Source organism: Paracoccus thiocyanatus (assembly GCF_900156255.1).
In the GTDB taxonomy this organism is placed as follows: Bacteria; Pseudomonadota; Alphaproteobacteria; order Rhodobacterales; family Rhodobacteraceae; genus Paracoccus; species Paracoccus thiocyanatus.
Window position 1 is genome coordinate 113,454 of record NZ_FTMK01000009.1, and the last position, 12,133, is coordinate 125,586.

Here is a 12,133-nt window from a genome sequence, read left to right on the forward strand (position 1 = left end):
CTTAGCCGTCCTTCAGGCGCAGGCCGGTCTTTTTCAGGATCCGGGTGGAATAGAGGATGTCGTCGGCGCGGCAGGCGGCGCCCAGCAGGGCGCGGACCTGGGCGCGCTTGTCCTCGACCTCGGCGCGGCTTTGGCCGTGCAGCATGGCGAAAAGGTTGTAGCGCCAGACCGGCGCCCGCGGCCGCAGATAGCAATGCGAGACGAAATCCAGCGCCCCCACCGTTTCGCCCAGGGCCTCGGCCTGGCGATCCTCGACATCCCAGACGCTCATGCCGTTTGCGGTCATTCCCAGCGCGTAATGGTTGGGCGCGATGGCGATACGGCGGATGATGCCGCGGGCGTGCAGGATCGACAGCCGGGTGATGACCTGCGTCTCGGTCAGGCCCAGATCGGCGGCGATCCGGGCATAGGGCGCCTCGACCAGCGGCAGGCCGGCTTGCGTTGCGGCGATCAGCCGGCGGTCGGTATCGTCCAGGACCGTCATGCCGCCACCCGAAAGCCGATGAAGAATTCCCGCAGCTTGGGAAAGCGCCAGACGGTCAGCCCGGTTTCCGCCTCGATCCGCCCGGCGGTTTCGGCGATGGCTTCGGGCGTGGCGGTGGCCAGCACGAACCACATGTTCAGCGCATGGTCGCGAGCATAGTTATGAGCCACCTCGGGATGGGCGTTGACCAGGTCGGCGATGCGGTCGAAATCCGCCGCGGGCGCGGAAAGCGCGCACAGGCAGAAGGCCCCGCCCATCGCCGCGGCGTCGTAGAACGGGCCGAAGCGGGTGATGGCGCCGATGGCGCGCAGGCGCTCCAGCCGCGCGATCAGCGTGGCGCCGGTCAGGCCAAGCGCCGCCCCGGCATCGTCAAAGGGGCGCGGGGTCAGCGGAAAGCCGTCCTGCAAGGCGTTCAGGATCGCGCGGTCGGTTTCGTCCAGCGCATCGGGGGGCAGGGTATGGCGGGTCATGCGGCAACCTCGGCGATGGTGGCGCCCCGCTGGCGAAAGCAGCGGGTCGAGAACAGGACGCGATGCGGCCGGCGGGCCAGTTCGGGCAGGGCGCGGGCCCGGCCCAGAACCTCGGACGCCTCGGCGCGCGAGCGGGCGTGGATCATGCAGAACAGCGGCCAGTTCCACAGCCCCGGCACCCTGCGGCGCTGATAGCACAGCGTCACGCCGGGAACCCCGGCCAATGCCGTGCCGGCGGCCTCGACCGCGGCTTCGGGCAGGCGCCAGACCACCATGGCGTTCTGGGTCCAGCCAAGCGCGCGGTGGCGCACGATCACGCCAAAGCGGGTCAGGATGCGCGCCTGGGACAGCGCCCGGATGCGCGAGATCACCTCGGCCTCGCTGCGGTGCAGCGCCTGGCCCAACGCGACGAAGGGGCGCGGCACCAGCGCCAGCCCGGTGGTCAGCGCCTGCATCAGCGCCGGGTCGCGCGGCCGCAGGGCGGCCAGGTCGGCCGGCTGGTCCAGCGCCATGGCGCGGCGCGGCCCGGCCAGCGGAAAGCCCAGGTCGATGTTGAAGGCGCGCACCAGCGGCAGGGACAGCACCGCCAGCCCCGCCCCGGCCTCGATCCGGGCCAGGCTTTCGCTTAGCGCGGCGGCATCGGGGGCGGTGGCGACGAACCACAGGTTCCAGTCGCTGCCTTGGCGCAGATAGCAATGGTTGACGCCCGGCTCGGCCCCGACCAGCGCCGCGACCTGGTCGATGCGCCGCCGCGGCACCCTGAGCGCGGCGAGCGTCGAGGCGCCGGCGGTGTTCGGCCGGCAGGTGGCGCCGATGCGGGCGACCACGCCCTGGTCGCGCAGCCGGGCCAGCCGGGCGATCACCTCGGCCTCGCTGGTGCCCAGCCGATAGCCCATGGCGGCAAAGGGCCGGATTTCCAGCGGCAGATCGCGCTGGAACCCGTCCAGCAGGCGCAGGTCCAGATCGTCCATGCTCACAGCCCCATGCGATGCGCGCGGTCGGTGAAGAAGATGCCCGAGGGCGCGCGCGCCTCGATCTGGCCCAGCACTTCGCGGGTGCGGGTGTCGCGGATCTCGACCCGGTTCTCGTCGCGCACCGACAGCCAGACCTCGCGGCCGCGCGGGGCGAATTCCATGTGCAGCACCCCCTTGCCGGGGGTCAGCGTGTCCAGGACCTGGTGGGTCAGCACGTCCACCACCTGCACCTTGTCATTGTCGGGCGGGGCGAAGTTCACCCAGACCTCGCGCTGGTCGGGGCGGGCGAGTGCAAAGACCGGCTGGCCGGCCAGATCGGTGCGGCCGATCTCGGCCAGGTCCGCGGCATCGACCCAAAGCAATTGGTGCAGCCCCACGGCGGGCAGGGCGAAAAGCCCGTCGGCCAGGGTCCAGCCTTGCAGATGCGGCATCTTGTAGACCGGCAGGTCGGGCTGGTCCTTGCCGTAATCGGGCAGGAAGCGCGTGGCCTTGGGCGGATCCTGCCACAGATCGACCTGCACCAGCCCCTTTTCGCCGAAGAGCCCGACGATATAGTGCCGCCCGTCGCCGGTCAGCAGCGCGTCATAGGGATTGGCGCCGATGCCTTCCAGCTTCGTCACCGCGGGCTGCGCCGGATCGGCGGAATGGTCGAGGATCCAGACCTCACCCGTATCCCAGGTGGCGACGACGAAGCGCGAACCCGGCGCATCGGCGATGCCCACGGTTTTCGAGCCCATGGGGACGTCCGCCACCGGCTCCAGCGTCTCGGCGTCGAAGACCCGGACGCCGCCCGGCTCGTAATTCGCGACCGCGACCAGCCGGCCGTCGTCCGAAATGGCGCCGCCGATGGAATTGCCGGCCTGCACCACGCGGCGGACCACCTGACGGGTCAGGATGTCCACCTTGGTCAAGCCGCCGTCGCGGCCGAAGACATAGGCAAAGCGTTCGTCGGGGGAATAGACGAGGCTGGCATGGGACAAATCGCCCAAGCCCTCGATCCGGCCGATGGCGGCGCGTTCGCTGCGGTCCACGACCAGCAGGGACCCAGCCTCGCGTTCGACCACCAGGCCCAGGTCGCCGGTGCCGCGCAGGTCTTCGGCCAGCGCCGGGCTGGCGATCAACAGGGCGGCCAGGAATGGCTTGAGCATCATTGCGTCTCCGTCGTCAGAAGGTAATCGGCGATCCAGCGCGCCTCGTCCTCGGTCAGCAGCGGGCGCCAGCCGGGCATGGCGGTGCCGGGCAGCCCGTCCAGGATCAGCCCGGCCAGGTCGCCGGCATCGCGCCCGGCCAGCGCGGCGGCGGTGATCGGGCTGCCCAAACCCCCGGTCAGCCGCAAGCCGTGGCAGGAACCGCAATCCTGCCGGACCAGGTGGCGCAACTGGTCCTGGCGCGCGGCGTCGGGCGGTCCCGCCATCGCGGTCCCGGCCAAGGCCGCCAGCAGCAGCGCCAGCCTAGCCATGCGCCACCAGCGGCCGATGCGGGCGATAGATGGCGCGGGGCAGGGCGCAATCCTCGGCCATTGCCGCGACATGGCCGATGATGAACAGCACCGGCGCCGGCAACGCCGCCTGCGCCAGGGCGGCGGCGACGCCCGACAGCGTGGCGCGCAGCCGCCGTTCCTGCGGGGTGCTGGCCTGCGACACGGCCAGCACCGGCAGGTCGGCGGGCATGCCGTGGCGGATCAGTTCGCGCGCGATCTCGGCCATGTTGGCCGCGCCCATATAGACGGCCAGCGTGGTCTGCGGGTCGGCCAGCGAGGCCCAGTCGAGATCCAGCGCCGCGTCCCGCGCCCGGTGGCCGGTGACATGGCGCAGCCCGGTCGCCAGCCCCCGATGCGTCAGCGGAAACCGGGCCGAGGCCGCCGCGCCCTGCGCCGCGGTGATGCCGGGCACATAGTCGCAGGGGATGCCGGCGCGGGTCACGGCCTCGAACTCCTCGCCGCCGCGGCCGAATATCGTCGGATCGCCGCCCTTGAGCCGCGCGACCACCAGCCCCGCCAGCGCCAGATCGACCAGCAGGGCGTTGATCTGGTCCTGCGGCACCGGGTGAAAGCCCGCGGCCTTGCCCACCGGGATGCGCCGGACATGGGCCGGGACGCAATCCATCACCTGGTCCGAGACCAGCCGGTCATGCACCACCACATCCGCCTGTTGCAAAAGCCGCAGCGCCCGCAGCGTCAGCAGTTCCGGGTCGCCGGGACCCGCGCCGATCAGATCGACCCTGCCTGTCGCGGCCCTGCCTGCCGCCGCCCCGCCCGCCTTGGGCGCCGCGGCCTTGTCCGTCATCGTCTTGCCGGCCATGTCGAACCCCATCGAAAATCTGCCTGGACGGGGGCGCGGACGCCCCCGCCTGGGTCGCACCGCTCAATAGGTGTCGGTCTTGGTGTTATAGACGTTGAACTTGCCGGTCGGCGTCACCAGGCGCTTGTCCTTGATGACGTGCTTCAGCTCCAGCGTCTTGTCGTCCACCACCACCAGCGCCGATTCCTGGTCCTTGCCGTTCCAGACGCTGAACCAGATTTCCGACCCGTCCTTGTTGAACTCGCCCTGCACGACGCGGGGCTGGCCGCCGGTGACGCCGGCCCATTCGGCGATGGGCAGGGTGACGAAGTCCGGGTCCGAACCGTCGCCCGTCATCGTCGCCACGTCGAAGACCGCGACCGAGCCCGAGGTTTCGGCATCGGGGTTCAGCGTCGCATCGACATAAAGGTAATGCGATTTCGGATGGGTCTTGATGAACAGCGAGCCGCCCCCCAGCGCCGGGAAGCTGTCGACGATCTTCCAGGCCTGGTCGGCATGGCCTTCGGGATCGGTGCCGATCAGCGCCACCGAATCGTCGCCCATATGCGAGGTCGCCCAGACCGGGCCAAAGGTCGGATGGACGAAGTTCGCGCCGCGCCCCGGATGCGGGGTCTGGCCTCCGGTATCCTCGATCGCGACCAGCTTGCCTTCCTTGGTGTCGATCACCACCAGCTTGTTGCGGGCATTCGCCGCGGTGATGAAATAGCGGTGCGATCCGTCAAGGCCGCCGTCATGCAGGAAACGCTCGGCCTCGATCTCGGTGGTTTTCAGGTTCTTCAGGTCGGTATAGTCGACCAGCAGGATCTTGCCCGTTTCCTTGACGTTGACGATGAATTCGGGCCGGTAATGGCTGGCCAGGATCGCGGCGACGCGCGGCTCGGGGTGATATTCCTGTTCGTCATAGGTCATGCCGCGGGTGGACTGGATCTTCATCGGCTCCAGCGTCTCGCCGTCCATGATGACGTATTGCGGCGGCCAATAGGCGCCTGCAATGGCGTATTTATCCTCCCATCCCGCCATCTTCGAGGTCTCGATGGACCGCGCTTCCGAGCCGATCTTGATCTCGGCCACGGTGGCGGGTTCCTTCATCCACAGGTCGATCATGTTGACCTTGCCGTCGCGGCCGATGACGAACAGATAGCGCCCCGAGGCCGACAGCCGGCTGATATGGACCGCATAGCCGGTATCCAGCACCGACTTGATCTCATAGGTCTTGCCGTCGATCAGCGCGATCTGGCCCACGTCGCGCAGGGTGACGCTGAACAGGTTGTCCAGGTCCCAGTCGTTTTCCTGGGCCTGGGGCCGGTCCGCGGGCGCGACATGGACTTTCCAGGATTCGCGCATCTGCACCATGCCGAATTCCGGCGGCGCGGCCGGGTCCAGCATGACATATTTCGCCATCAGGTCGACCTGTTCGGGCGTCAGCTCGCCCGAGGTGCCCCAGTTCGGCATCCCGGCGGGCGAGCCATAGGTGATGAAGCTTTGCAGATATTCGAAGCCCTGTTCGCGCGTCAGGTCGGGGGTCAGCGCCTTGCCGGTCGCGCCCTTGCGCAAGACGCCGTGGCAGCCGGCGCAGCGTTCGAAATAGATCTTGTTGGCCTCGTTATATTCGGCGTCAGACAGGGCCGCCACGCCCTCCGGGGCGGCGGGCGCTGCGACCTCTTGCTGCGCCAGGTTGTCCAGCGAGGGCTCATAGCGGTTATCGGTGCGGGTCCTGTGCCCTTCAAGCGCGGCGGCTGGATCCGTCGGCGGAGCGGCCTGTTCCTGGGCGCAGACCGCAAGCGGCCCCAGAGCAAGGGCCAAGGCTGCCGAGGCCAACAGGCCGGGTCTGGCGGATGGTGTCCTTTGTCTCATCTGGCTTTCCTATGTGCTGGCGCGCGTCCATCTGGTTCGTGGGCGCGCGCGCAGCCAAGGGCCTTGACCATTGTTAAGACCGGGGGTGCGGCAATTCGACCGGCGGGGCGCGATGCAGGCTGGGCCGGCGCCGCTTGCTTCAAGCCCGAAGCGAGGGGGGCCGGGATCTACCGGCCGGGTCGGCAATTCCCCGCCGAGTGCGGAATTTTCCGGGGAAAACCCCGGTCTTTCACTACGCTTGACTTTCATCAATGAGCGACTCACGCTCACCAGACAGTGAGGTCGCATCGGAAACAACTGATAGGGGGACCCGCGTCATGAGCGAAATCATGACCAAGAACATGGCCCGGAACGTCTTCTACGGCGGGTCCATATTCTTCATTCTGGTCTTTGGCGCCTTGACCGTTCACAGCCATATCTATGCCCGCACCACGGCGGTGGACGAAAGCGGGCTGACCGCCTCGGTCGTCCTGGGCAAGCATGTCTGGGAACGCAACGCCTGCATCGACTGCCACACCATCCTGGGCGAGGGCGCCTATTTCGCGCCCGAACTTGGCAATGTCATGAAACGCTGGGGCGTGCAGGACGATCCCGACGGTGCCTTCGACACGCTCAAGGGCTGGATGGAATCCATGCCCACCGGCATCGAGGGCCGCCGCCAGATGCCGCGCTTTGATCTGACGGACGAGGAATTCCGGGCGCTGTCCGATTTCCTGCTGTGGACCGGCACGATCAACACCCAGAACTGGCCGCCGAACGACGCGGGCTGAGGGGGAAAACCGATGAGATACCATTCGCAACGCATCGCCTATGCCTATTTCCTGGTGGCCATGGTGCTTTTCGCGCTTCAGGTCAGCTTTGGCCTGTTGATGGGCTGGATCTATGTCAGCCCGAACTTCCTGTCCGAACTGCTGCCCTTCAACATCGTGCGGATGCTGCACACCAACAGCCTGGTCGTCTGGCTGCTTTTGGGCTTTTTCGGCGCGACCTATTACATCCTGCCCGAAGAGGCCGAGCGGGAAATCCATTCGCCGCTGCTGGCCTGGATCCAGCTTGGCATCTTTGTCCTGGGCACGCTGGGCGTGGTCGTGACCTATCTGTTCGACCTGTTCCACGGCCATTGGCTGCTGGGCAAGGAGGGGCGCGAGTTCCTGGAACAGCCGAAATGGGTCAAGGTGGGCATCGCCGTGGCCGCGGTGATCTTCATGTACAATGTCAGCATGACCGCGCTTAAGGGCCGGCGCACGGCGGTGACGAACGTGCTGCTGATGGGCCTGTGGGGGCTGGTGCTGCTGTGGCTTTTCGCCTTCTACAACCCGTCGAACCTGGTGCTGGACAAGCAATACTGGTGGTGGGTCATCCACCTGTGGGTCGAGGGCGTGTGGGAACTGATCATGGCCGCCATCCTGGCCTTCCTGATGCTCAAGCTGACCGGCGTGGACCGCGAGGTGGTCGAGAAATGGCTTTACGTCATCGTCGCCACAGCGCTGTTCTCGGGCATCCTGGGCACCGGGCACCACTATTACTGGATCGGCCTGCCGGCATATTGGCAATGGATCGGCTCGATCTTTTCCAGCTTCGAGATCGTGCCCTTCTTCGCCATGATGTCCTTCGCCTTTGTCATGGTCTGGAAAGGCCGGCGCGACCACCCGAACAAGGCCGCGCTGCTGTGGAGCCTGGGCTGCACCGTGCTGGCCTTTTTCGGGGCCGGGGTCTGGGGCTTCCTGCACACGCTGCACGGGGTGAACTATTACACCCACGGCACGCAGATCACCGCCGCGCATGGCCACCTGGCCTTTTACGGCGCCTATGTCTGCCTGGTGCTGGCGCTTGTCACCTATTGCCTGCCGCTGATGAAGAACCGCGACCCCTATAACCAGGTGCTGAACATGGCCTCGTTCTGGCTGATGTCCTCGGGCATGGTGTTCATGACGGTGACGCTGACCTTTGCCGGCACGGTGCAGACCCATCTGCAACGCGTCGAGGGCGGCTATTTCATGGACGTGCAGGATGGGCTGGCGCTGTTCTACTGGATGCGCTTCGGCTCGGGCGTGGCGGTGGTGCTGGGCGCGCTGCTGTTCATCTATGCCGTGCTGTTCCCGCGCCGCGAAGTGGTCGTGCCCGGCCCGGTCCAGGCGCATAAGGACGGCCATCTGGAGGCTGCGGAGTAAGCCATGAACGCGCATGTGAAAACCGAACGGAACGGGGCGGGTGACGCCCCCTTCTACCTGCCGCAGGGCGACGAGGTGGCGGTCTTCGAGGCTGCCGCCGCCAACGACCTGCCAGTGCTGCTGAAAGGCCCCACCGGCTGCGGCAAGACCCGCTTCGTCGCCCATATGGCGGCGCGGCTGGGCCGGCCGCTTTATACGGTCGCCTGCCATGACGACCTGTCGGCCGCCGACCTGATCGGGCGCTACCTGCTCAAGGGCGGCGAAACGGTCTGGACCGACGGCCCCCTGACCCGCGCGGTGCGCGAAGGCGCGATCTGCTATCTCGACGAGGTGGTCGAGGCGCGCAAGGACGTGACGGTCGTCTTGCACCCGCTGACCGACGACCGCCGCATCCTGCCCATCGACCGCACCGGCGAAGAGATCGAGGCGGCGCCCGGCTTCATGCTGGTCGCGTCCTACAACCCCGGCTATCAGAACATCCTGAAAACGCTGAAGCCTTCGACCCGGCAGCGGTTCGTGGCCATGGAGTTCGACTTTCCCGAACCCGCGCGCGAGGTCGAGATCGTGGTGCGCGAAAGCGGCCTGGACCGCGATCGCGCGCTGGGGCTGGTGCGGCTGGCCGGCAAGATCCGCGGGCTCAAGGGCCAGGACCTGGAAGAGGGGGTCTCGACCCGGCTGGTGGTCTATGCCGCCAGCCTGGCGCGCGGCGGCATGTCCCTGGACCGCGCCATCGAGGCGGCGATGATCGAGCCGCTGACCGACGATGCCGAGGTCAAGCGCGGGTTGCGCGACCTGGTCGCGGCGATCTTCGGCTGAAGGAGAGGGGGCCATGGGCCTGGACCTGGAACCCTGGGAACCCGAAGAAACCGTCGGCAAGCTTTGGCACGTCTGGGCCAGCGGCTTCGGCGCGCCGCAGCAATTCGAGGATCAGGCGGTGACGCTGTCCGAGGTCTCGGGCCGGCTTGCGGTGCTGTTCCGCGCGCTGGGCGGTGGCGCGGGGGTGGAAATCCGCCCGGCCGCAGCCCAGGCCTCGCCCCATCGCATCACCTGGCGGCGCAGGCTGGGCACCCCGGTCGAGACGGTGCCGGTCGCGCGCTTCGACGGTGAAATCCTGCGCCTGCCGGAACGGCTGACGGCGCTGCCCTCGCGCCAGGCGAACGGGGCGCTTTACCTGTGGCTTGCGGCCTGCGCGGCGTATGGCGCGCTGGCGGCACCGCAGGACGATCCGCTGCGCCGCGACCTGGCGCGGCTGGGTGCGGTGCGCCGTGCGGTCCAGGCGACGTTGCAGGATGCGCCGGGCCTGGCCGACCTTTACGACGATCTTGCCGAACTGGTGCTGTCCCTGCGCCCCAACGCCGCGCTGCCCCCGGCCGAAGCGGCGGTCGAGGCGCTGGCCCGTCACCTGCTGGGCGATCCGGCGCCGCTGCCGCCCCTGGCCCGCGACTGGCTGGCCATGCTGGACGATCCGCAGGCGCAGGCGCCGCGCGGCTATTGCCCGATGCGGCCGGTGCCGCTATGGCCCGACCTGGCCGCGCCCGAAACGACGCAGGCCGCCGCGCCGGGCGATGCGCCCGACGGCATTACCGCCGACCCGGCCACCGCCCGCATGTTCCGCGCCCGCCGCCGGCAAAGCGACCAGCCCCAGCGCCGCGACAGCCTGATCCTGCACAAGTTCGAGGCCCTGCTGAGCTGGGCCGACCTGATGAACCTGAACCGCCATGTCGATGACGACGACCAGGACGACGCAAAGAAGGCGGCCGAGGATCAGGAAGAATTGGGTCTTGGCCAGGTGTCCAAGGCACCGGCGACGCGGTTGCGGCTGCATCTAGACCTTGCGCCCGAGGATGCGGATCTTGAAGCGGTGGCCGGCATCCGCACCTATCCCGAATGGGACGCGCGGCGCGGCCGCTACCTGGCCGACCATGTGCGGGTTCTGGAAAACCAGGCGACCGAACAGGACGAGGCGCTGGCCCCCGATCCCCGCGCGCAAGCCCGCATCCGCGCCGTGCGCCGCCAGTTCGAGGCGCTGCGCCCCGGCCGCGTCACCACCACCGGCCACCGCGACGGCGAGGAACTGGATGCCGAACTGACCGTGCGCGCCGCCGCCGACCTGCGCGCCACCGGCCAGGGCAGCGACCGCATCTGGCGCCAGTCCCGGCCTTTGGCGCGCAACCTTGCGGTGTCGATCCTGCTTGACGTGTCGCGTTCCACCGAAAGCGCGGTGACCGGCCGCGCGGTGATCGAGACCGAGCGCGAGGCGCTGGCGGCGCTGGCCTGGGGCCTGGATGCCTGCGGCGACCGTTTCGCGGTCAACGCCTTTTCCTCGCTCAAGCGCGACCGGGTGTTCCTGACCGCCTGCAAGGATTTCGACGAGCCGATGGGCGCCGCGGTCGAACGGCGCATCGCCGGGCTGCGGCCGCGCTTTTATACCAGGCTGGGGGCCGGCATCCGCCATGCCTCGGCCGGGCTGGCAGAACAGGCGAGCAGCCGGCGGCTTTTGCTGGTCATCACCGACGGCAAGCCCAACGACCTGGACCATTACGAGGGCCGCCACGGCATCGAGGACAGCGCCATGGCGGTGCGCGAGGCGCGCCGCGCCGGCCATGCCGTGCACGGCATCACCGTGGATCGCGACGCGAAAAGCTGGTTTCCCCGCATCTTCGGCCAGGGCGGCTTTTCGCTGATCCCGCATCCCGACCGGCTGCTGGCGGCGCTGCCGGTGATCTATCGGCAACTGGTGGCGTGATGCGGCTTCAGGATCTTCCGGGCGAGCCGATCATGTGGGTGCTGATCGCATCCGAACTGCTGGTCTTTGCCGCCGGCGTCACCGCCATGGCGGGGGTGCGGCTGACCGACCCGGCGGGCTTTGCCGCGGCCCAGGCGCAGCTCCATGGCTGGATGGCGGCGCTGAACACGGCGATCCTGGTCACGTCGGGCTGCTGCGCCGCCCTGGCCGAGCGCGCCTGCCACCGCGGCGACCGCCGCCGCGCGCGTATCGGGCTGGCGCTGGCCTGCCTGGGCGGGGCGGGTTTTCTGGCGGTGAAGGTGGTGGAATACGCCCGCGACCTGACCGCCGGCCTGGGGATGGAAAGCCACCCGTTCTTCACCTTTTACTATCTGCTGACCGGCTTTCACGCCGCGCATGTGCTGTTCGGCATCGGCGTGCTGGCGCTGGTCGCCATCCGCCTGCGCCCCGAAGAGGTGCAGGCGGGCGCGGCCTTCTGGCATATGGTCGACCTGGTCTGGGTGCTGATCCTGCCGCCGGTCTATCTGTTGGGTTAGGGGGATGGGGCTGACGCGCATCTGGCTGTTGCTGCTGGGGTTGAGCGCCGCGACCACGGCGCTAGCCTTTGCCTGGGGCCCGGTCGCCGCGGCGGCGCTGCTGGTCCTGGCCTGGCTGAAGGCGCGCGCGATCCTGTGCGGCTTTCTGCATCTGGACCGCGGATCGGGTTGGCGCGCCGCTTTCCTGGTGCCGCTGGCGATCTGGCTGGTGTTGATCTGGGGGCTGCACGTCCTTTAGGCCGCCAGACGGCCTAGGGTCTGTTGAGTATCAGGATTCCCCTGTCAGCTGATTTCTGATTCAAGCTTTCCAAACGGGAGGTTTGGATGCCAGTTGAACGCTACATCGTCACGGATTGCCAGTGGGCGAAGATTGAGCCGCATTGCTTGGGCAAGAAGACCGATCCCGGCCGAACGGGCGGTGATGCACGCCTTTTTCTCGAGGCGGTTTTCTGGATCGCTCGGACTGGGGCGCAATGGCGCGATCTTCCGGAGGAGTTCGGGAAATGGAACTCGGTCTACCGCCGTTTCCGGGATTGGGGTGCCGCGGGAGTATTTGAGCGTATCTTCAAAGCATTGTCCGATGATCCCGACATGAAAA

The 12,133-nt window shown here is 68.1% G+C and carries 14 protein-coding genes; 7 read left to right on the top strand and 7 right to left on the bottom strand.

What is annotated here, in order from left to right; translation table 11 throughout:
* Nucleotide 1: 1 nt before the first annotated feature.
* The 7 genes from ahbB (F3H32_RS09000) to F3H32_RS09030 form a co-directional block, all read right to left on the bottom strand.
* Entirely contained in the window at nt 2-484 is a 483-nt protein-coding gene (gene ahbB, locus F3H32_RS09000) for a siroheme decarboxylase subunit beta (protein ID WP_149765557.1), read from the bottom strand.
* Nucleotides 481-954 (bottom strand): Lrp/AsnC family transcriptional regulator, encoded by a 474-nt coding sequence (locus tag F3H32_RS09005; protein WP_149765558.1) that lies wholly within the window; start codon nt 952-954, stop codon nt 481-483. Before F3H32_RS09005 ends, ahbB (F3H32_RS09000) begins: the two co-directional genes overlap by 4 nt.
* On the bottom strand, nt 951-1,925 hold the full coding sequence (ahbB, locus tag F3H32_RS09010; protein ID WP_149765559.1) for a siroheme decarboxylase subunit beta: 975 nt from the start codon (nt 1,923-1,925) through the stop codon (nt 951-953). The genes F3H32_RS09005 and ahbB (F3H32_RS09010) overlap by 4 nt, the downstream gene beginning before the upstream one ends.
* 2 nt (nt 1,926-1,927) lie before the next feature.
* Nucleotides 1,928-3,079, bottom strand: coding sequence for a cytochrome D1 domain-containing protein (locus F3H32_RS09015; protein WP_149765560.1), 1,152 nt, complete (start codon nt 3,077-3,079; stop codon nt 1,928-1,930).
* A complete protein-coding gene (locus F3H32_RS09020; RefSeq protein ID WP_149765561.1) occupies nt 3,076-3,387 on the bottom strand; it encodes a c-type cytochrome in 312 nt (103 codons plus the stop codon). Before F3H32_RS09020 ends, F3H32_RS09015 begins: the two co-directional genes overlap by 4 nt.
* The gene (gene cobA, locus F3H32_RS09025; protein ID WP_149765562.1) at nt 3,380-4,228 is read right to left on the bottom strand and encodes a uroporphyrinogen-III C-methyltransferase; all 849 of its coding nucleotides are present in this window, start codon (nt 4,226-4,228) and stop codon (nt 3,380-3,382) included. The genes F3H32_RS09020 and cobA overlap by 8 nt, the downstream gene beginning before the upstream one ends.
* A gap of 63 nt (nt 4,229-4,291) precedes the next feature.
* Nucleotides 4,292-6,082: a nitrite reductase gene (locus F3H32_RS09030; protein WP_149765563.1), complete on the bottom strand. Its 1,791-nt coding sequence runs from the start codon at nt 6,080-6,082 to the stop codon at nt 4,292-4,294.
* A gap of 317 nt (nt 6,083-6,399) precedes the next feature.
* On the opposite strand from F3H32_RS09030, the gene F3H32_RS09035 reads away from it, so the two are divergent.
* The 7 genes from F3H32_RS09035 to F3H32_RS09065 form a co-directional block, all read left to right on the top strand.
* Nucleotides 6,400-6,852 (top strand): c-type cytochrome, encoded by a 453-nt coding sequence (locus F3H32_RS09035; protein ID WP_149765564.1) that lies wholly within the window; start codon nt 6,400-6,402, stop codon nt 6,850-6,852.
* 12 nt (nt 6,853-6,864) lie between these two features.
* Complete coding sequence (locus tag F3H32_RS09040) at nt 6,865-8,253, top strand: cbb3-type cytochrome c oxidase subunit I (protein WP_115754649.1); 1,389 nt, start codon at nt 6,865-6,867, stop codon at nt 8,251-8,253.
* A gap of 3 nt (nt 8,254-8,256) precedes the next feature.
* Nucleotides 8,257-9,069 (top strand): CbbQ/NirQ/NorQ/GpvN family protein, encoded by an 813-nt coding sequence (locus tag F3H32_RS09045; protein ID WP_149765565.1) that lies wholly within the window; start codon nt 8,257-8,259, stop codon nt 9,067-9,069.
* A gap of 13 nt (nt 9,070-9,082) precedes the next feature.
* Entirely contained in the window at nt 9,083-10,999 is a 1,917-nt protein-coding gene (locus tag F3H32_RS09050; RefSeq protein ID WP_149765566.1) for a nitric oxide reductase activation protein NorD, read from the top strand.
* Nucleotides 10,999-11,535: a cytochrome c oxidase subunit 3 gene (locus F3H32_RS09055; protein ID WP_149765567.1), complete on the top strand. Its 537-nt coding sequence runs from the start codon at nt 10,999-11,001 to the stop codon at nt 11,533-11,535. The genes F3H32_RS09050 and F3H32_RS09055 overlap by 1 nt, the downstream gene beginning before the upstream one ends.
* Nucleotides 11,536-11,539: 4 nt before the next feature.
* The gene (locus F3H32_RS09060; RefSeq protein WP_149765568.1) at nt 11,540-11,773 is read left to right on the top strand and encodes a cytochrome C oxidase subunit IV family protein; all 234 of its coding nucleotides are present in this window, start codon (nt 11,540-11,542) and stop codon (nt 11,771-11,773) included.
* 86 nt (nt 11,774-11,859) lie between these two features.
* On the top strand, nt 11,860-12,133 hold a 274-nt coding region (locus F3H32_RS09065; protein ID WP_149763267.1), incomplete at its 3' end, for a transposase.